The organism is Pseudomonas sp. Irchel 3F6, assembly GCF_900187595.1.
In the GTDB taxonomy this organism is placed as follows: Bacteria; Pseudomonadota; Gammaproteobacteria; order Pseudomonadales; family Pseudomonadaceae; genus Aquipseudomonas; species Aquipseudomonas siliginis.
This window is the reverse complement of the sequence record NZ_FYDP01000011.1, coordinates 85,811-105,109: the sequence shown is the minus strand read 5'-3', so window position 1 is coordinate 105,109 and position 19,299 is coordinate 85,811. Positions and strand designations below refer to the sequence as shown.

The following is a 19,299-nucleotide window of genomic DNA, read 5'->3' as shown; positions in this document are numbered from 1 at the left end:
GAATGCTATCTGGAAATTATTTCCTGACTGCCATCGGCAAGGGTGCGCACCGTCACCGGCAGGATGCTCGGCAAGGCTTTGAGCAAGGCGTCGGTGTCGTCGGATTTGAACACGCTGGTCAGGCGCAGGCTGGCTACGTTCGGCTGGGTTACGGTCAGCGGCTTGTCGCGATAGCGCGATACTTCTGCCGCTACTTCGCTGAGGCTGGCGTTGTTGAACACCAGTTTGCCGTTGCGCCACGCGGTCAGCTGCGCCGGGTTGACCGCGTAGGCCGGCAGGACTTTGCCTTGGGCATCGACCGCCGTGCCGAGGCCTGCGGTGAGGTTGATGAACTCGTTGTCCGGGGCAGCACTTCCCTGTACCTTCACCGTGCCCTGCTCCACCGCCACGCGGGTCTGCGTGGCATTGCGGCGCACATCGAAACGCGTGCCGGTAACCGTGACCTTGCCGCTGCCGGCTTCGACAATAAACGGACGCGAGGCGTCGTGTTCAACGCTGAACATCGCCTCGCCCGCGCTCAATTCGATCACCCGTCGATCCTGCTCATAACGCACCTGCAAGCGGCTGCGACTGTTCAGATCGATCACCGAACCGTCCGGCAACGCCACATGTTTGCGCTCGCCCGGCGCCGTGGCGAATTCAGCGCGGTAACCGCCTGGATGATTCAGCCCGCTGAACAGGCCAAGCCCCAGCGCCACGGCCAGAACACTCGCGGCGACGGCATAACGCAGCATCGGCCGACGTTGGCGGCGAGCTGGCGGAGTTTCGGCAAGGGCCTGCAGACGCGACGTCGGCAGCAGATCAGCAGCCGCCCACAAGTCCTGTAGCAGCTGGAATTCTGCACGGTGCTGCGGATGCTCGTTCAGCCAGGCCTCGAAGCGCTGCCGTTGCTCGACGCTGACATTCGGCTCCTGCAATCGCACGAACCATGCCGCCGCCTCGTCACGCACCGCCGCTTGCCCACAGGCGCAATCTCTCGTCTCCATCATGGAATATTCTGTCCGGCTGAGGTTGAGACCAGGCACGCCCCCCTGTAGGAGCTGCCGAAGGCTGCGATCTTTTCGACGTCACACGTCATCATGACTGCAAGCCATCCAGCCGCTCACGCAGATGGCGCAGGGTGCGGATCATATACTTTTCGACCATGTTCTTGGACAGCCCCAGGCGTTCGGCGATTTCTGCCTGCGTCAGGCCTTCGATCTTCTGCCAGACAAAGATCTTGCGGCAGTTGAGCGGCAGCTCGGTGAGCGCGAGTTCGATGGAGTCGGCCAACTGGATCGCGTGCATGTAATGCTCCGGATCGCCCGCCGACGATGCACTGTCATCGACCGCCTCCGACTCCATGACGCCCCGCCGGTCCTCACGCCGATAACCGTCAACGGCGATATTGCGTGCGGTCTGATGCAAATACGCACGCGGCTGCTGCACCGCCGCCGAATCCGCCTCGAGCACCCGCACAAAGGTGTCGTGCGCCAGATCCTCGGCCTGCGCGCGATTGCGCAGGCGACGAGTCCAGGTGCCGATCAACTCTTCGTAATGCTCGAAAAAGCCGGATCTGCGGGAGCGCATGGGGGATGGGCGGCGTGGTGAGAAAGGGGCGTGAATAGTAATGCTTCGTATTAATACAAAGCAATGCACGCTGTGATGGTGTTCTTGATGCGCAAGGTGCAAGCACCGACGACGCCGAGCTCCGATGGGCATTGAATAGGACCCTGTGGGAGCGAGCCTGCTCGCGAATGCGGTATGTCAGCAACGATGATGGTGACTGACACGTCGCCTTCGCGAGCAGGCTCGCTCCCACAAGGTAAAAGCGTGAATGTCTCAGGCCTGCGGCAGTTTGCGGAAGCCCACTGCCAGGCGATTCCAGCCGTTGATGGTGTTGATCGCCACCGTCAGGTCAACCAGTTCCTTCGGCGAAAACTGCGCAGCGACGACTTCATAGTCTTCGTCCGGCGCGTGGGTCAGGCTCAGTTGCGTCAGCGACTCGGTCCACAGCAGTGCGGCACGTTCACGCTCGCTGAAGAACGGCGCTTCCCGCCATGCTGTCACGGCGAACAGACGACGCGGGGTTTCGCCGTCCTTGATCGCGTCGGCGGTGTGCATGTCGATGCAGAATGCGCAGCCGTTGATCTGTGAAGAGCGCAGCTTGACCAGTTCGAGCAGGCTCTTTTCCAGCGACAGTTTCGAGACGGCATTTTCCAGCGCCATCATCGCTTTCATGGCATCGGGGGAAGCGGTGTAGAAATCGGCACGAGGTTGCATGGTGGGCTCCGGGGTAGCGATTGAATGTGTGGCTACGTTAGTCCCCGGGGGTGGTTCGGCAAATAGCCAATATTGCAGAAGAACGGTAGGCCACTTGGCGCGGCGACTGACCGCTCGTCACTCGACGGGCACCAAGGTTTCAGTGCGCCTGACCAATATCAGGTAATCCCCTTTATCAGGAGACGTACCATGATGACGCGCAAATTCACTTCGTTATTGTTGGCCGGCCTGCTCGCCACGGCATCCGCCGCCAGCTTCGCTGCCAATGACAGCACCGATGCGACGGGCACCAAGTCCGGCGGCGCCAGCAGTTCAACCATGCCGCCAGACAGCACGCCGGGCTCGCCTTCCGTTGACAGCAATTCTGGTGGAACCAATAACGGAACTGGCACAGGAACCGGGACAGGGACAGGGACAGGAACTGGTTCGGGCATGGGCACTGGAACGGGCACCAATGGCGGCGCCAGCGGTTCGGGTTCCGGCGCGGGTGGCGGGACCGGTTCGGCCGGCGGCGGCACGGGTGGTGCGGGCGGTGGCACGGGCAGCTGAACGAACAAGAGCCATCCCAGATAGTCCTGCTTACATCAGGACCCAATGTGGGAGCGAGCCTGCTCGCGAAAGCGGTCTGTCAGCCAACCTTGATGCAAGCTGACACACCGATTCGCGAGCAGGCTCGCTCCCACTTCTGACGTCTGTTGATTGAAAAAATCAGCGATCCGAACGCATCAGCTCGGCAAAACCCTCTTCAGCTGTAAACACCGCCGCGCGATTGCGCCCGGCATTTTTCGCCTCATACAACGCCGCGTCCGCGCGCTGGATAAACACCTGCGGGCTGTCGTTGCCATGCGGAATGAATGAATAACAGCCCAGGCTCACGGTGAGATAACCGGTCGGCGAGCCGCTGTGGATGATGTGCTTGTCGATCACGCTGCGGCGAATCTGCCCGGCTATCGCCAGCGCGCCGTTGATGTCCGTGTCCGGCAACAGCACGGCAAACTCTTCGCCGCCATAACGCACCGCCAGATCCGACTTGCGCTGGCAGCAGGCCTTCACCACTTGCGCCACCTGCGCCAGGCATTGGTCGCCGGCGACATGTCCGTAAGCGTCGTTGTAGCGCTTGAAGAAATCGATATCAAGCATGATCAGGCTGACCGGACTGACCTGGCGCGCGCCCCGGGCAAATTCGATGTCCAGCGAGCGCTCGAACAAGCGCCGATTGGCCAACCCGGTCAGGCTGTCGTGGGTGGCGATCTGCTCCAGCGCCAGTTGCGCCTTGCGCAGGTTTTTCTCGATACGTTCGCCGTCGCGCACCTGATGAATGAACACCCAGCCGAACAGGCCAACCCCGAGAATCACAAGCGCGACAATCACGCTGGACTGAAAGGCGCGGTCATACCAGCCCTGCAGAATCGTGTCTTGCGACGTCGCCGCAGAGACCACCAGCGGATACGAGGCCAGCTGGCGATAGCCATACAAGCGGGTCACACCGTCGACCACGGAATTGAGCATCGCCGTGCCCGCGTTAGCGTTCGGCAGCAAGGTTTGATAGATCTCGCCGTGGGCCACCGAGGTGTTGATCAGCGACTCATCAAAGGGCCGTCGCGCCAGCAAGGTGCCGTCGGTCAGCGCCAGAAACATGATGCCGCTGTCATCGAGGCTGAAGCTTTTGAAGAACTGATCGAAGTACGACATGCGGATGCCGGCCATCAGCACGCCCTGAAAATTGCCGAGCTGGTCGTTGACGCGTCTGGAAATCGGAATGATCCACTCGCCGTTTTCGCGGCTGCGAATCGCCGGACCAATGCGCGCAACGGTCGACGCATTCTGCTGATGGAACTTGAAATAGTCGCGATCGGCCACGCCATTGCCGCGAGGCAGATCGGCGAACGAAGTAATGACCCACTGCCCTTCGCGATCGAAGAGAAAGATGCCATGCAACTGATCCAGTTGCTGCGCGCGGCGGGCGAAGATCCGCTGTAACCGAGGGCGCTGCGCCGCTCCATAACCATCGTCCTGAATCCAGTCGACCAGGCTGGTCATCACCAGATCCGCCGCCCGCACAGTGTCCTCGGCCTGCTGCGCCATGGCCCGGGTCAGGTTGCCCGAAGCCATCTTCGCCACTGCCAGATCCTGACGCCGCGACTGCTCCAGTTGCAGGTACAGCAGACCACACAGGCACAGGCTCACCGCAACGATAAACAGCACCGCCGCTTTGCGTAGCGGCAGGCGCTTGAGCGTGCCGGGGGCCTGATGCGGATCGTGATTGGGGATTGGCAAAAGCATGTCCTGGGCAGGTACGACAGGGGCGCGAGCCCGAAACCCTTGTATATGTGAGCGTAGCCCACCGGGATGTACCGGGCAAACGCCCGCCTCCCGCCCAGTTATCGGCGCCTCGCGAGTTTGGATGATCGCTTTTCGTCGATTTATTTACGATTGCTTCTTTACGGTTAATCAGTTGTGCAGGGCCAGCCGCCGCATCGCGCTGGTCAGGTGCGCGCGGGCACTTTGCGCATCGCCTTCACGCATTTGTTCATAGGCGCGCTGCGCAATCGCATGGGGCACCGGTTTCAATTCGCGCTGAGTGGCCAGTGCCAGCAGTTGCACCTGCGCGGCGCGTTCCAGGTAATACAGATCGTCCCAGGCTTCGGCAATGCTCGGCGCAGCGACAATCACACCGTGGTTTTTCAGAAAGAGAATGTCGGCATCGCCCATGACGCTGGCGATGCGGTCGCCTTCGGATGCGTCCAGCGCGAGACCGTTGTAATCCTCGTCCACCGCCGTCCGTCCGTAGAACTTCAGCGCAGTCTGCCCCAGCCACAGCAGCGGCGGGCCTTGCAACAGGCACAACGCGGTGGCGTGCGGCATGTGCGTATGGAAAGCGACTTTTACCCGTGGCAGTTGTTTGTGCAGGCGCGCGTGGATGTAGAACGCCGTCGCCTCGGGCTCGCCTTCGCCATCGACCACGTTGCCAGCGAAGTCGCAGACCAGCAGATTCTGCGCGGTCACTTCCGAAAAAGCGTAGCCGTATGGATTGACCAGAAACAGATCATCATGCCCCGGCAGCATCGCCGAAAAGTGATTGCAGATGCCCTCCTCCAGCCCATGCAGGGCTGCCAGTTGAAAGCACGCAGCGAGTTCGTTGCGGGCGGTGGTGATCGCCTCGGTGTCCAGGTGCAGCGTTGCGCTTGGTCTGGCTTTGCCAGTGCCGCTCAAGATATGAGCCATGGCAATTCTCCTTAGGTCCAGCCGAGGGATTTGAACAGCGGCAGCACTTGATCGAGGCTGGAGAGGATCGCGTCGGGGCGATAGTCCGGCAACAACTGACGACCCGTGCCGCGATCGATCCACACGCAACGAAAACCCATGTCCCGCGCCGCCGTGTGATCGAGCATGGGGCTGGCGCAGATGTGCACCACTTCATCCCGGGTCACGCCCAATTGCTCATGAGCGTAGTCGAACAGGCGCGGCGCCGGTTTGTAGGCACCGGCCTGTTGCGCGGTAATCACCCGGTCGATATGGCCGCCGAGTTGCGCGACGTTACCGGCGATGATGTCGTCGTCGGTGTTTGAGACGATGCACAGCTTGAAGCCCAAGGCTTTGAGCTGCGCGAGGGTGTCGACCACTTCGGCAAATGGCGGCATGTTCGGGATGGCCGCCGCCAGACGCTGACTGTCCTCGGACTGGCTCGGCAAGCCCAGTTCTGCCAGCGCCAGTTGCAGGCCGAGTGTGCTCAGTTCGCGAAAGGAACGGTGCGGCGGTGTTTGTTCGAGACGGTGCTCGTGACGGTCGTAGACTTCGATCAACTTAGCGGCGTCGACTGCGTGCTCGCCCTTGTCGCTGAGCATTTTTTCGACCACGGCTTTCAGGCCTTCATCCCACTGAATCAGCGTGCCGTAGCAATCGAAGGTCAGCCAGTGCGGGCGCGGCGTGTTGTTTAAGGTCATCGGTCGATTCCTCCACAGTGAGGACTTCAGCTTATGAGCGCGCGGTGATAGTGTTAAATTAAATAAACACGCGATTGTCATTCGCAAATCAACTATCAGGAGCGCCGCCATGCTGGATCTGGAATTGCTGAAAACCTTTGTCTGCGTGGTCGACGAAGGCAGCTTCACCCGTGCTGCCGAACGTGTGCACCGCACCCAATCGACGGTCAGCCAGCAGGTGCGCAAACTCGAAGATCTGGTCGGCCACCCGCTACTCCTGCGCGACCGCACCGGAGTGAACGTCGCGGTCACCGAACACGGCGAACTGCTGATCCACTATGCGCGCCGGTTGCTGGCGCTGTCCGCCGAAGCCACGCAAGCGCTGGCCAGTGACGTCGACCTGGAAGTGCTGCGCATCGGCATGCCGGAAGACTTCGACGCCCGGCGCATGGCCCTGATCCTCGCCGGCTTCACCCGCAACCATCCGCAGGCGCGCCTGGAAACCATCAGCGGCATGAGCCTCGACCTGCGCCAACGCCTCGACGCCGGCGACATCGACATTGCCCTGATCAAACGCGAACCCGACAGCGGCCCGGCATGGGCTACCTGGCCGGAACGACTGGTATGGGTCAAAGGCACCGAGTTCGACACCTCCAGCGGTGTGCTACCGCTGGCACTGTTTCCGCAGGGCTGTCTGTACCGACAGCGGGCTATTCGCCTGCTCGATGTGGCGCAGCGACCATGGCGAGTGGCGTTCGGCAGCCACAGCCTGACCGGAATTCAAGCGGCGGTGGCGTCTGGATTAGGGATTTCGGTGTTACCGGTTTCGGCGGTATTGCCAGAGTACGAGGTGTGTAGGGATCTGCCGGAGTTGGCGCCGACGGAACTGGCGCTGGTCAGCCGCGAGGGAGTGTTGAGCGACTTGCAGCGGGGGCTGGTGGAGTTTTTGCGTGGAGAATTGGGGGTGGATGCGGGGGGATTTGCCTGAACCCCCCGGGGATCCTTATTCGGGTTTGTTGATTTCGCGGAGCAGGTCGGCGGTGGGGATGTTCATGGTGTTTGAGTAGTAGCGTGGTTCGTATTCATATTCACATTTCCAAATCCTCAGACCAAAAAAACAGGCGCTCACGGGAGCGCCTGTTTTTCCTGGCTCATTACGGATGGCTCACCGTACCGGCGGCACCCGAATATCCCCCGCCCGACACTGCGTCTTCACCCCTTTGCCACACGCGCCGAACTGCAGATCCTTGTCCATGCACACCCGCACTTCCGACAGCTGCGGGCCGCTGCAAATCACCGCAATTCCATCCTCGGGAATACCCGGATTGGCCTTGCGAAACAGATCGACAATCTCTTGCGCTTCGAAGTAGTACGACGTCGAGCCGAACGGCTGTAACGCCTGCGGAATCTTCACCGCGCCGAGGGCCTGATCGGACTTGTCCAGATAACCCATTGCGCCAAGACCGCTGCAGGTACCGTGCTTGGACCATTCGTGATCAAGGAGTTTTTTCGTCGGGTACATCGTCAGGCCCTTGCTGGTTTCTGCCGCCGACAGCCTGGTCAGCGGCGGACAGGATTGCGGCCAGCCGCCCTTGGCGTATTGCGGCCACAAACCGTGCAGGACAAAACCATAACCCTTGCCGGTGCACTGCGCATCGTCCTTGTGCGTCAGACAAAAAGTCGGTGACCAGGACAGCGCCAGCAGGTAGTAGTCGAACACCCCCGCCACCGATTCGGCCTGCGCTTTGTTCGACGCCGGCTGACGCGCCGAACTCGTGCCGATGCTACCGGCCGTCAGCGCGATCAGCGCCAGAATTGTAAACAGCTTTTTCATTAACCCGTTCCTTGGGACGCCTGCGTCCGTGGTTTTCGTTGTTGGCCAGACCTGGCCAGTGCTGATTTCGACACGCTTGTATTGCAAGCGCATGACGCAAGGCAAGGCCCTGCGCCGTGCAAAGGTCTACGCTGAACAGGCAGACATCCAACAAGGGAACCGACATGAGTAAAGCAGACGAACTCGCCGCCAGACTCAAGCAGACACGGCACACCCAGGCTGATGCGGTGCTGGAAATCGATTGCTGGCCTGCTCAGGTGTACGACTTGTACCACCGCATTGAGGGCTGGCTGCAACCAGTCACCGAAGTAGGACTGAAGATTCGGCGAAATCCTACGCACGTTTGCGAAAGTTCGCCGGATGGTGAAAGCCACGACTACGCCATAGACCAGTTGGTGATCGAGGCTAATCATCACAGCCTTACGTTCGATCCGATTGCGCGGTTTACCGAGGATGGTTGCGGACGTGTCGAGATCAAGGTACCGGGGCGCGATCAGTCGTTGCTGCGCACGGTTGACGAGCATGGCGAAAGCCATTGGTGGTTGCAGACTATCGAGACCGGCCAGGAGCTGGATGCGATTGCGCTGACGGAAAACAATCTGCTGCAAGTGGTGCAGCAAGGGCTGGGCCTGTAAGGCGTCCGAGTCAACTGACAAAACTGTAATGTTCGCCTCAGCCAACTGAAAGCTGAGGCTGGCTAGTCTCTCTGTCATGAGTCAGACGGGGATTTCCAGCGCATGCCTTCCACTCCAACAAGACGTACCTTTGTCAAAGGCCTGGCCGCTGGCAGCGTGCTCGCAGGCCTCGGGCTGTGGCGTACACCGGTCTGGGCGCTGAACGGCGCCGCCCCCCTCAACGAACTGAGCGGCAACGAATTCGAGTTGTTCATCGGCGAAACTCCGGTCAATTTCACGGGTTCCGCACGCACGGCGATGACCATCAACGGCAGCCTGCCCGGCCCGCTGTTGCGCTGGCGCGAAGGCGATACAGTGACGCTGCGGGTGCGAAACCGGCTCACGGCTGACACCTCGATTCACTGGCACGGCATTCTCCTGCCGGCGAACATGGACGGCGTACCGGGCCTGAGCTTCCACGGCATTGAACCGGGCGGCGTGTATGTCTACCAATTCAAGGTCCGGCAGCACGGCACCTACTGGTATCACAGCCATTCCGGCTTACAGGAGCAGGCCGGCGTCTACGGGCCGCTGGTCATTGAGGCCAAAGAGCCGGAGCCGTTCCAGTACGATCGCGACTACGTGGTGATGCTCAGCGACTGGACCGACGAAGACCCGGCCAGCCTGATTAAGACCCTGAAAAAACAGTCCGACTACTACAACTTCCACAAACGCACCGTCGGCGATTTTATCGACGATGTCAGTGAAAAAGGCTGGGGCGCCACGGTCGCCGATCGCAAGATGTGGGCGCAAATGAACATGAATCCCACCGACATTGCCGACGTCAGTGGCGCCACGTATACCTTTTTGATCAACGGCCAGGCCCCCGATGACAACTTCACCTGGCTGTTCCGTCCCGGCGAAAAACTGCGCCTGCGCCTGATCAACGGCTCGGCCATGACCTATTTCGATGTGCGCATTCCGGGACTGAAGATGACGGTGGTGGCTGCCGATGGCCTGTACGTCAAACCGGTCAGCGTCGATGAACTGCGTATCGCAGTGGCCGAGACCTATGACGTGATCGTCGAACCTGAAAGCGAGGCCTATACCCTCTTCGCTCAAGCGATGGATCGCACTGGCTACGCCCGTGGCACTCTCGCCACACGCGCCGGCATGTCGGCAGCAGTGCCGGCGCTGGATCCGCGTCCGTTGGTGAGCATGGACGACATGGGCATGGGCGGCATGGATCACGGCAGCATGGACATGAGCACCATGGATCACTCCGCCATGGGCCCGATGCAAGCCCATCCCGACAGTGAAAACAACAATCCGCTGGTGGACATGCAGGCCATGATCACCGCGCCAAAGCTTGACGACCCAGGCCTCGGCCTGCGCAACAACGGCCGCCGAGTGCTGACCTACGCCGACCTGCGCAGCACCTTCGAGGACCCGGACGGCCGCGATCCGGGCCGCACGATAGAGCTGCACCTGACCGGCCACATGGAGAAATTCGCCTGGTCGTTCAACGGCATCAAATTCTCCAATGCCGAGCCTTTACGGCTGAAATACGGCGAGCGCATCCGCTTGGTGCTGGTCAACGACACCATGATGACCCACCCGATCCACCTTCACGGGATGTGGAGCGATCTGGAAGACGAAAACGGCAACTTTCAGGTGCGCAAACATACCATCGACATGCCGCCCGGCAGCCGCCGCAGCTATCGCGTCACCGCCGACGCCCTCGGCCGCTGGGCCTATCACTGTCATCTGCTTTATCACATGGAAACGGGCATGTTCCGCGAAGTGCGGGTGGAAGAATGAAGAGGTCCATCATGACTCGACTCAGCGTGTTTCCGCTGCTGCTCGCCGGCACCTCAGCCATGGCCGCCGACGACATGCACGGTATGGATCACAGCCAGATGCCCGGGATGGATCATTCGGCAATGCAAAGCATGGACGACGGCATGATGCAGCCCGCCGCGCCGAGCGAAAGCCGCACGCCGATTCCGCCCGTGACCGACGCCGACCGCGCTGCGGTGTTCACCAGCCCCGGCGGTCATCAGGTGCATGACAGCGTTATAAACAGTTACTTTCTTGCCGACAAACTCGAATGGCAGAACGCCGATGACGGCAGCGCTTTGGCCTGGGACCTGTCCGGCTGGATCGGTGGGGATACCGATCGGCTGTGGCTGCGCTCTGAAGGCGAGCGCAACAACGGCAAGACTGAAGACGCGGAAATTCAAGCGCTATGGGGCCACGCGATTTCACCATGGTGGGACGTGGTCAGCGGCGTGCGTCAGGACTTTAAACCCGGCGCACCGCAAACCTGGGCCGCGTTCGGCGTGCAAGGCATGGCGCTGTACAACTTCGAGGCCGAAGCCACGGCTTTCCTTGGCGAGGGCGGCCAGAGTGCGGTACGCCTGGAGGGCGACTACGACATCCTGCTGACCAATCGACTGATCCTGCAGCCGACCGCTGAACTGAATATCTACGGTAAGAACGATCCGCAGCGAGGCATCGGCTCAGGGTTGTCCAATACCGAGGCGGGCCTGCGGTTGCGTTATGAAATCCGCCGCGAATTCGCGCCTTATATCGGCGTGACGTGGAATCGCACTTACGGCAACACCGCCGACTACGCCCGCGAAGAAGACGAGGATCGCAGTGAGGCGCGCCTCGTCCTAGGCGTCAGGCTGTGGTTCTGAATTCTTCTAAAAAAACAAATCGGAGACCTTGCATGCGCACATTGACCCTGCCCCTGATATTCGCCAGCGGATTGCTCCTGAGCACCCTCGCCCAGGCCCATCCGAAACTGCTTTCGTCAACGCCAGCCGAAGGCGCGGAAGGCGCCGCGCCGGGCAGGATCGAGCTGCACTTTTCCGAGAACCTGGTCACGCAATTCTCCGGGGCCAAACTGGTAATGACCGAAATGGGTGGCATGGCTCACTCGCCGATGCCGATGAAAGCCAAAGTCAGCGCCAGCAGCGATCCGAAAACCATGCTGATCACCCCGCTCGCCCCGCTGCCTGCCGGCACCTATCAGGTGCAGTGGCGTGCGGTGTCCGCCGACACGCACCCGATCACCGGTAACGTCACGTTCAAAGTGAAGTGAACAATGGCGGACCTGCTCAACATCATCCTGCGGTTCGCCTTGTATATCGATTTGCTGCTGTTGTTCGGGCTGGCGTTGTTTGGCTTGTACAGCTTCAACACGTTGCTACGGTTCCGTCGGTTATTGCGGGGCATGGCAGTGACAGGGGCATTGCTGTCAGTGGCCGGGCTGGTGCTGATGACCCGCGCCATGAGTGGCGAAACACAGCTCGCGGCGTTGTGGCCGCACCTGCAGATGATGGTGTTGGAAACGGACGTCGGCCTGGCGTGGGCACTGCGGATGACAGCACTGGCCATCGTGGTGATCCGACCGGGTCTGTGGCCAGCGTCGTTGGCAGGCGCCATTGCCCTCGCTTCGCAGGCATGGAGCGGGCATGGCGCAATGGACGAAGGATGGCTGCGGTTTTGGCACTTTCTCAGCGACATCTTGCACCTGCTTGCGGCGGGAGCGTGGTTGGGTGCCTTGCTGGCGCTGGTGTTGATGGTGAGCGGGCGGATCGGTGATACACGCCTTCGCTTGATAGCCGATGCAGTGAAACGCTTCGAATGGGTGGGCGCTGTGATCGTGCTGACGGTGTTGGTCACCGGCGTGATGAATTATCTTTTCATCGTCGGCCCAAGGCTCGACGGAGTGCTGTTCGGGACCTACGGGCAGCTGCTGACGATCAAGGTGCTGGCGTTTGCCGTGATGCTGGTGCTGGCTGCGTTGAACCGCTTTCATCTTGGACCGTCACTGCAACGATCGCTGCGCGACGGCCAGCACCTCATCGCCGCGAACGCGCTGCGGCGCAGTGTGGTGATGGAGCTGGCCCTTGCCCTGTTGATCGTGGCGCTGGTGGCGTGGCTCGGCACATTGAGTCCGGACCCGGGATGACACCCGTGGAAGGCTTTCACTACACTGGGCCACCTTCCCTTTCAGAAGCCCGATCTCAATGACAACACTAAAAAGCACGATGATCCTCGGCGGCCTGCTGACCCTGGCGACTGGCGCTCACGCCGACCCCGCCACGTCCCACCTCGACAGCATCCAGCAACAAGGCCAGTTGCGTGTCTGCACCACCGGCGACTACAAGCCCTACACCTTCAAGCGCAGCGACGGCGACTTCGAAGGCATCGACATCAGCATGGCCCGCTCCCTGGCCGACAGCCTCGGCGTCAAGGTGCAATGGGTGCAGACCACCTGGAAAACCTTGATGCCCGACATGCAGGCCGGCAAATGCGACATTGGCATGGGCGGCATCTCGGTCACCCTCGAACGGCAGAAAAAAGCCTACTTCAGCAACACCCTCGACACCGACGGCAAAATCCCGCTGGTGCGCTGCGCCGACCAGTCCAAATACCAGACCATCGACCAGATCAACCAGCCCAACGTGCGCCTGGTGGAACCTGCCGGCGGCACCAACGAAGCTTTCGTTCACGCCTTCCTGCCCAGAGCGCAACTGGCCCTGCACGACAACGTGACGATCTTCCAGCAACTGCTCGACAACAAAGCCGACGTGATGATCACCGACGCCTCGGAAGCGCTGTATCAGCAGAAACTCAAACCGGGGTTGTGCGCGGTGAATCCGCATCAATACATGCAATACGGCGAGAAGGCTTATCTGCTGCCGCGCGACGACATCAGCTGGAAACTGTATGTCGATCAGTGGCTGCATTTGAGCAAGGTTACTGGCAAGTATCAGCAGACGTTGAGTGAGTGGATTGCGGTGCCGCAGTAAGCCACGGAACCCGGCGGACGCGCGCATTGAGGGAACCGTTCGCTCAATGCGCGCGTTGGAGAAAAGTGGCAGCCGTGATTCAAAAAGCAGACAAGGCCTACACTGAAATCACAGCGACACGTTCGCTTCTGCCGAGAGGCATACCGCACATCCACCGCTACTGCGCTTGAGGCGTCCCATGAATGTCGACTGGCTCAATTTCACGCCTTGGTCTTCCCTCGCCGGCGGCGCGCTGATCGGCCTGGCCGCGAGTCTGTTCGTGGTCGGCAATGGGCGTATTGCCGGCATCAGCGGCCTGATCGGCAGCCTGCTGCAACGCAACCGTGAAGGCGCCAGCGAGAAAGCCCTGTTCATCCTTGGCCTGCTGGTCGCGCCACTGCTGTGGGGATTGTTCAAGGCGTTACCGCCGATCGAGTTCCAGAGCGACTGGTCAGGGCTGATTCTCGCAGGGTTATTCGTAGGGCTTGGCACACGCTACGGCTCAGGTTGCACCAGCGGCCATGGCGTTTGCGGCATATCGCGCCTTTCGCCACGTTCGATGCTCGCCACTGCCTGCTTTATGCTCAGCGGGTTCTTCACCGTATTTGTCCTGCGCCATCTGACGGGAGTTTGAACGTGCTCAAACTCAATGCATTCCTGGCCGGCCTGCTGTTCGGCGTCGGATTACTTCTGGCGGGCATGGCCAATCCGACGAAAGTCCTGGCGTTCCTCGACGTGGCCGGGGCCTGGGATCCCTCGCTGGCATTGGTCATGGTGGGCGCCATTGCCACCGCTATCGGCCCGCTGACCTGGGCACGCCGGCAACGCAAATCGGTACTGGGCAATCCCATGCAACTACCCGCCCGAAAAGAGCTGGACCGACGTCTGGTTGGTGGCAGCCTGCTGTTCGGGGTCGGTTGGGGGATAGCCGGCATCTGCCCTGGCCCGGCAGTGACCATCCTGTTGACGGGCCACTGGCAGGCAATCGTTTTCGTATTGGCGATGCTGGCAGGCATGGGGCTATTTACGCTGCTGGAAACCCGACGCAACCCGTGACCGCAGAACAACCGGCATTCAGGCGCAGGGCATCCACGGCAGCCAGTGTTGGTGGTGATCAATGTTTTGCACAAGATCGCGGATTGGATGATCTCCCCTGCCACGCACTCGTCGAGATCTGCGCCAATGATTTGAAGGCGGGCCTGGCGAACCAGTAGCCCTGCATCAGATAGATGCCGCAATCGGCGAGAAAGTCTCTTTCCTCGGCCTCTTCTATGCCCTCGGCGATCACTTCCACGCCCAACTCTCTACACATGTTCACCACGTTGCGCACGATCGTCTGGCGTACGCGGTCACGGTGAATATTGCGGATCAGCGCCATATCCAGCTTGATCAGGTCCGGTTGAAAATCCGCCAACAAATTAAGGCCGGAATAGCCTGCGCCAAAGTCGTCGATGGCCGTCTTGAAACCAAACTCACGATACTCACGCAAGATATTCATCAAGTGTTTGTTGCTTTCAACGTGCTCGCCTTCCACAGCCTCGAAGATCAGCCGCTCCAGCGGAAAGCCGTATGTGCGCGCCGCTTCCAGCGTGCTGCGAATACACATCTCCGGCCGGTAAACGGCATTCGGCAGAAAGTTGATCGACAGGTACTGCGTCATGCCCAAGTCAGCCGCCGTGGAAATCGCCCGCACTCGACACAGTTGATCGAATCGGTATCGGTTCTGATCGTCCACCTGTTCCAGGACAGACAAGGCGCCTTCACCGTTTACGCCGCGAACCAACGCTTCATGGGCAAACGTCGTTTGATCGCGCAGATCCACAATGGGCTGGAAAGCGAAGGCGAAATCCATCTCTGGCACACCTTTGTTCCTACAGCCCTGGCAGCCACCGGGAGACGCGAATGATTTTGGAAAGTCGGTCATGACACCCCTGATAACGGGTTGTAACCTTCCATGGTGATAAATGAACAGTTGCAGGATTGCGTCATCTGCAAACCAGGCAACAACTGCAGCCCTGCGGCGCCTGAATATTCAAAGGCGCCGCGTGCTCGACGTTAAATGGTCAGGTGCGGAAATGCGCGGTCATTCGCTGCAGGTCCTGCCCTAGGGACGCCAATTCGATCGTCGCCGCCGCACTTTCTTCGCTGGCGACAGCCGACTGGTCAGCCACATCACGCACACTGACAATGCTGCGGTTGATTTCGTCGGCCACGGCACTTTGCTGCTCGGCGGCGGCCGAGATCTGCAGACTCACCTCCTGGATCGTACCGATGGACTGATTGATCTCGGTAATCGCCAATTCGGCCTTCTGCGCCAGTACCACCGTATCGAGGGTGCGCTCGCGGCTTGAGGTCATCAGCGTCGCGGCCGCTTGCGTGCCTTGTTGCAGGGTAACGATCAGCGCTTCAATTTCCTTGGTCGAGTCCTGCGTGCGCTGTGCCAACGAGCGCACTTCGTCTGCCACCACAGCAAAGCCACGTCCCTGCTCACCCGCCCGTGCGGCTTCGATAGCGGCGTTCAACGCGAGCAGATTGGTCTGCTCGGCGACGGCTTTGATCACATCGATGACTTTGCCGATCTGCTCGCTGTCCTGAGTCAGCACGTTCATCGCACCGCCCAACTCTTCAATGGCCATGGCAAGTTCGCTGATCTGCACCGTCGCCTGCTTGACCACCGTGCTGCCGTGGCGCGCCTGCTGATCGGCGAGGGTCGCGGCAGCGGAGGCATCGGTGGTGTTACGCGCAACTTCCTGCACCGTCGAAGCCATTTCGTGCATCGCCGTGGCAACTTGATCCACTTCACTTTTTTGCTGACGTACACCTGCGCTGGTCTGCTCGCTCATGGCCGAGAGCTTTTCCGCAGAAGTGGAAATCTGCGTGACGCCATTGCCGATACCTTGCACCAGCGTGTTCAGGTTCTGCGCCATCTCCTGCATCGCATTTTGCAGATCGCCCAACTCATCTTTGCGCGCAGACCTGGCCTGGACCGTCAGGTCGCCTTTGGCAATCCGTCGCGCCAGATCAACCGTCAGCGCCAGCGGCGCAGTAATCTGGCGCGAGATGACCACCGAAGCCAACAGCCCGATCACCAGCGCCAGCGCAGTCAATACCGCCATCTGAATAAAAGCCGAATGCTGATCCTCATGTGCAAGGCGCTGCTGGGTGTCCATCAGGCCACTCATGATCTTGTCCATCGCCTTGCTTTCCTGGTCGACCTGCTCGCGCATGTTCTGCTTCTGCTCAAATAGCCCGGCCACTTCCACCAGTACTTCGCGATAACGCCGCATGCCGGCGTGGGCTTCTTCCAGTTGGCTCGACAGCGCCGTCGGCAGGCTGGTGCGCGCCTTGCTGATATCACTCAAGAAGCTATCGATGGTTTCCATCAGCAGTTTTTTGTTCACGTCGTTGGGCACCGCGATGTAACGACGCAACATCAGGCGAAACGTGGTCATGCCATTGCGCAAGTCGGCCACCGTACGCAGCTCCCGAACGCGTTCACCATCGGCAGACGCCAGTGCTCTGGTCGTGGTGCCTTCAAGCATGCCGGCAAAAGTTTGCGCGTACTTGTCCGACAGCGCCGTCAGCGGTTTCAGCGCATCGGTGGTCGATTGATCGGCAGCGATCAGCCGTTTGACCTTCTGGTCGTAGGCAACAATCGTGGTTTGCAAAGCCTTCAAGGCTTGCTGGTTTTCAGCGCGGGTCAAGGTGTCCAGCGCCTTGCCCACAAGGCCCTGCAAGACATTCAACTGCGCGTTATAGGACTCGGCGAAGGCTGCGTCAGCGGCGGCTTCGTACTGTTTCTCGGACAGACGCATATTTTGCGTAGCGTCATTCAACGTGCCGATCAGACGCGTCGTACTCAAGCGATCAACCAGCACGCTGTTGCTGTTATAGCCAATGAAGGCAACCGCCAAAACGGCCAGCAGAAGAATGCCGAAGCCGGTTCCCAGCTTGCGGGAAACTTTGATGTCACCGAGGAAATTCGATGCTACTGCCATATTCAGCCTCAAACGTCCTGACGCGAAACGCCAGGCACAAAAAAATTGATCTCCGGTAACCACAGTCACCGTCCAGACATTCGGGGGTCGTCATCCAGGGCGTAGTACGGGACGCTCCAGCGGTCCCTGAAATGCAAATGCCGATGCTGTTGAAGCGTCGAAAACAACCCGACGCGAGCACCGGCAGACAAAGCCATCACGTCGCAACAGAGCATATGCAGGCTGGATTTATCGTTTCAGCAAAGGTGTCTGAAGGGATGCTATTAATTTTGCGAAAACTTGTACAACTTTATATTTTTGTATAATCGTTGAACTTTTTGAGCGACGTGATGACGCATTGCCATCATGATTTGTGGCACATCGCTATCGGCGTGAAACGGGGGCTGAAAATGCGCATTCAAACGCTTGGCGACTCAATCCTTTACCAGGTGGGAATGGCAATACGCCTACCGGTCGTGGCCTCGCGCAAGCACGGGACTCAATAGAGGCAATCCCCATCTGACGCCGGAGCACCTGCTCGATGAAGTTGCTGGAGCTATCAAGATCCTCTGCCAGCAATCCAGATCGCGTAGTCCGTTTCCGGGGCGAAAATGTGGCTGTCTTGGTAGACTTGCACTCCATTCCGCCGGATGCGGTGTAGCGCATGCTGCCATCCGCCAGTTTTCATGTCCTGACAGCTGCCATAAACGAAAGTGGTACGCATTGGCTTCGAATTGGTACATCGTACCAACCAGATGCTGAACACCCTTGAAAACGCCCAAAAGCACGCCGAAAACACGTTGAGTAAAATGGTCCAGAATCAGAGCTTCAGCCCAGTAAAATCCATGCCTGAGCCGTCTCGCCGCTTCAGTGTGGCACCCATGATGGATTGGACGGACCGCCACTGCCGGTACTTCCTACGCCTCCTGTCGAAGAACGCCCTGCTCTACACCGAAATGGTCACCACCGGCGCGCTGCTCAACGGCGATCACGAGCGTTTCCTCCGCCACAACGAAGCCGAGCACCCGCTCGCCTTGCAGCTCGGCGGTAGTGTTCCGTTGGATCTCGCCGCCTGCGCGCGCATGGCCGAGGAACACGGCTACGACGAGGTGAACCTGAACGTCGGCTGCCCGAGTGATCGTGTGCAAAACAACATGATCGGCGCGTGCCTGATGGGGCATCCGCAGTTGGTGGCCGATTGTGTGAAGGCGATGCGTGATGCGGTGTCGATTCCGGTAACGGTGAAGCATCGCATCGGCATCAACGGTCGGGACAGTTACGCTGAGCTGTGTGAATTCGTCGGCACCGTGCGCGATGCCGGGTGCACGAGTTTTACCGTGCATGCGCGGATTGCGATTCTGGAGGGGTTGTCGCCGAAGGAGAATCGTGACATTCCGCCGTTGCGTTATGACGTCGCGGCGCAGTTGAAGGCGGATTTTCCGGAGCTGGAGATTGTGCTGAACGGCGGGATCAAGACCATGGAAGCCTGCCATGAGCATTTGCAGACCTTCGATGGCGTGATGCTCGGGCGTGAGGCTTATCACAATCCGTATTTACTGGCGGAGGTGGATCAGCAACTGTTCGGCAGTACCGCGCCGGTGATCAGTCGGGCTGAGGCGCTGGCGCAATTGCGGCCGTATATCGCCGAACATCTGCTGGCCGGTGGCGCGATGCATCACATCACGCGGCATGTGCTGGGCCTGGGCACCGGGTTCCCGGGGGCGCGCAAGTTTCGTCAGTTGTTGTCGGTGGATATTCACAAGGCCAAGGATCCGTTGGCGTTGCTGGATCAGGCGGCTGAGTTGCTTGAAGGTCGTTGATTGATGGTTTGAGTGTGCGGGCGGCGCATGAGCGTTGCCCGGTATTTTGATGTACTGACAGGAT

General features: G+C 60.0%; 20 protein-coding genes and 2 pseudogenes. 11 read left to right on the top strand and 11 right to left on the bottom strand.

Annotation, left to right across the window (positions count from 1 at the left end):
- Window positions 1-5: 5 nt before the first annotated feature.
- The 3 genes from CKW30_RS26525 to CKW30_RS26515 all read right to left on the bottom strand — a co-directional run bounded on the left by CKW30_RS26525 (window position 6) and on the right by CKW30_RS26515 (window position 2,262).
- A complete protein-coding gene (locus CKW30_RS26525; protein ID WP_095182431.1) occupies window positions 6-989 on the bottom strand; it encodes a FecR family protein in 984 nt (327 codons plus the stop codon).
- An 88-nt stretch (window positions 990-1,077) separates the two neighbouring features.
- Entirely contained in the window at window positions 1,078-1,569 is a 492-nt protein-coding gene (locus CKW30_RS26520) for a sigma-70 family RNA polymerase sigma factor (protein ID WP_095182429.1), read from the bottom strand.
- Between the two features lie 252 nt (window positions 1,570-1,821).
- On the bottom strand, window positions 1,822-2,262 hold the full coding sequence (locus tag CKW30_RS26515; protein ID WP_016775423.1) for a carboxymuconolactone decarboxylase family protein: 441 nt from the start codon (window positions 2,260-2,262) through the stop codon (window positions 1,822-1,824).
- 189 nt (window positions 2,263-2,451) lie between these two features.
- Here CKW30_RS26515 and CKW30_RS26510 point away from each other — a divergent pair, with 189 nt between their 5' ends.
- On the top strand, window positions 2,452-2,811 hold the full coding sequence (locus tag CKW30_RS26510) for a hypothetical protein (RefSeq protein WP_095182427.1): 360 nt from the start codon (window positions 2,452-2,454) through the stop codon (window positions 2,809-2,811).
- 159 nt (window positions 2,812-2,970) lie between these two features.
- Here CKW30_RS26510 and CKW30_RS26505 read toward each other — a convergent pair whose 3' ends face one another.
- The 3 genes from CKW30_RS26505 to CKW30_RS26495 all read right to left on the bottom strand — a co-directional run bounded on the left by CKW30_RS26505 (window position 2,971) and on the right by CKW30_RS26495 (window position 6,206).
- Window positions 2,971-4,539: a sensor domain-containing diguanylate cyclase gene (locus tag CKW30_RS26505; protein ID WP_076567680.1), complete on the bottom strand. Its 1,569-nt coding sequence runs from the start codon at window positions 4,537-4,539 to the stop codon at window positions 2,971-2,973.
- Between the two features lie 174 nt (window positions 4,540-4,713).
- Window positions 4,714-5,487, bottom strand: a complete 774-nt coding sequence (locus tag CKW30_RS26500) for an aldolase (RefSeq protein ID WP_095182425.1) — start codon at window positions 5,485-5,487, stop codon at window positions 4,714-4,716.
- 11 nt (window positions 5,488-5,498) lie between these two features.
- Window positions 5,499-6,206 (bottom strand): haloacid dehalogenase type II, encoded by a 708-nt coding sequence (locus CKW30_RS26495; protein WP_095182423.1) that lies wholly within the window; start codon window positions 6,204-6,206, stop codon window positions 5,499-5,501.
- Between the two features lie 109 nt (window positions 6,207-6,315).
- Here CKW30_RS26495 and CKW30_RS26490 point away from each other — a divergent pair, with 109 nt between their 5' ends.
- Window positions 6,316-7,173, top strand: a complete 858-nt coding sequence (locus CKW30_RS26490; RefSeq protein ID WP_095182421.1) for a LysR family transcriptional regulator — start codon at window positions 6,316-6,318, stop codon at window positions 7,171-7,173.
- A gap of 177 nt (window positions 7,174-7,350) precedes the next feature.
- On the opposite strand, the gene CKW30_RS26485 is transcribed toward CKW30_RS26490, so the two are convergent.
- On the bottom strand, window positions 7,351-8,019 hold the full coding sequence (locus CKW30_RS26485) for a ribonuclease T2 (protein WP_095182419.1): 669 nt from the start codon (window positions 8,017-8,019) through the stop codon (window positions 7,351-7,353).
- Window positions 8,020-8,183: 164 nt separating this feature from the next.
- Here CKW30_RS26485 and CKW30_RS26480 point away from each other — a divergent pair, with 164 nt between their 5' ends.
- From CKW30_RS26480 to CKW30_RS26445, 8 genes are all read left to right on the top strand, one after another.
- Window positions 8,184-8,654 carry a hypothetical protein gene (locus tag CKW30_RS26480; RefSeq protein WP_095182417.1) on the top strand — a complete coding sequence of 157 codons (471 nt, stop codon included), beginning with the start codon at window positions 8,184-8,186 and terminating at the stop codon, window positions 8,652-8,654.
- Window positions 8,655-8,756: 102 nt separating this feature from the next.
- On the top strand, window positions 8,757-10,454 hold the full coding sequence (locus tag CKW30_RS26475; RefSeq protein WP_095182415.1) for a copper resistance system multicopper oxidase: 1,698 nt from the start codon (window positions 8,757-8,759) through the stop codon (window positions 10,452-10,454).
- 59 nt (window positions 10,455-10,513) lie between these two features.
- Window positions 10,514-11,335, top strand: coding sequence for a copper resistance protein B (locus CKW30_RS26470; protein WP_371857577.1), 822 nt, complete (start codon window positions 10,514-10,516; stop codon window positions 11,333-11,335).
- 32 nt (window positions 11,336-11,367) lie between these two features.
- Window positions 11,368-11,742 (top strand): copper homeostasis periplasmic binding protein CopC, encoded by a 375-nt coding sequence (gene copC, locus CKW30_RS26465; protein WP_056791417.1) that lies wholly within the window; start codon window positions 11,368-11,370, stop codon window positions 11,740-11,742.
- Between the two features lie 3 nt (window positions 11,743-11,745).
- Complete coding sequence (gene copD / locus CKW30_RS26460) at window positions 11,746-12,615, top strand: copper homeostasis membrane protein CopD (protein WP_095182411.1); 870 nt, start codon at window positions 11,746-11,748, stop codon at window positions 12,613-12,615.
- Window positions 12,616-12,673: 58 nt separating this feature from the next.
- Window positions 12,674-13,459: a transporter substrate-binding domain-containing protein gene (locus CKW30_RS26455; protein ID WP_071173019.1), complete on the top strand. Its 786-nt coding sequence runs from the start codon at window positions 12,674-12,676 to the stop codon at window positions 13,457-13,459.
- Between the two features lie 178 nt (window positions 13,460-13,637).
- Entirely contained in the window at window positions 13,638-14,072 is a 435-nt protein-coding gene (locus CKW30_RS26450) for a YeeE/YedE family protein (protein WP_056791428.1), read from the top strand.
- A 2-nt stretch (window positions 14,073-14,074) separates the two neighbouring features.
- The gene (locus CKW30_RS26445; protein WP_095182409.1) at window positions 14,075-14,494 is read left to right on the top strand and encodes a DUF6691 family protein; all 420 of its coding nucleotides are present in this window, start codon (window positions 14,075-14,077) and stop codon (window positions 14,492-14,494) included.
- 58 nt (window positions 14,495-14,552) lie between these two features.
- On the opposite strand, the gene CKW30_RS26440 is transcribed toward CKW30_RS26445, so the two are convergent.
- The 4 genes and pseudogenes from CKW30_RS26440 to CKW30_RS27745 form a co-directional block, all read right to left on the bottom strand.
- Window positions 14,553-15,362 (bottom strand): EAL domain-containing protein, encoded by an 810-nt coding sequence (locus CKW30_RS26440; protein WP_095182407.1) that lies wholly within the window; start codon window positions 15,360-15,362, stop codon window positions 14,553-14,555.
- 139 nt (window positions 15,363-15,501) lie between these two features.
- Window positions 15,502-16,281, bottom strand: coding sequence for a methyl-accepting chemotaxis protein (locus tag CKW30_RS28015; RefSeq protein ID WP_371857576.1), 780 nt, complete (start codon window positions 16,279-16,281; stop codon window positions 15,502-15,504).
- A 78-nt stretch (window positions 16,282-16,359) separates the two neighbouring features.
- A pseudogene (locus CKW30_RS28010) lies at window positions 16,360-17,436 on the bottom strand (methyl-accepting chemotaxis protein); the annotation flags it as partial.
- 421 nt (window positions 17,437-17,857) lie between these two features.
- Window positions 17,858-17,994 (bottom strand): annotated as a pseudogene (locus CKW30_RS27745) (Lrp/AsnC family transcriptional regulator); the annotation flags it as partial.
- Between the two features lie 266 nt (window positions 17,995-18,260).
- Between CKW30_RS27745 and dusA the strand changes: the two are divergent.
- Complete coding sequence (gene dusA / locus CKW30_RS26430; RefSeq protein ID WP_177434241.1) at window positions 18,261-19,235, top strand: tRNA dihydrouridine(20/20a) synthase DusA; 975 nt, start codon at window positions 18,261-18,263, stop codon at window positions 19,233-19,235.
- The last annotated feature ends 64 nt before the right edge of the window (window positions 19,236-19,299 follow it).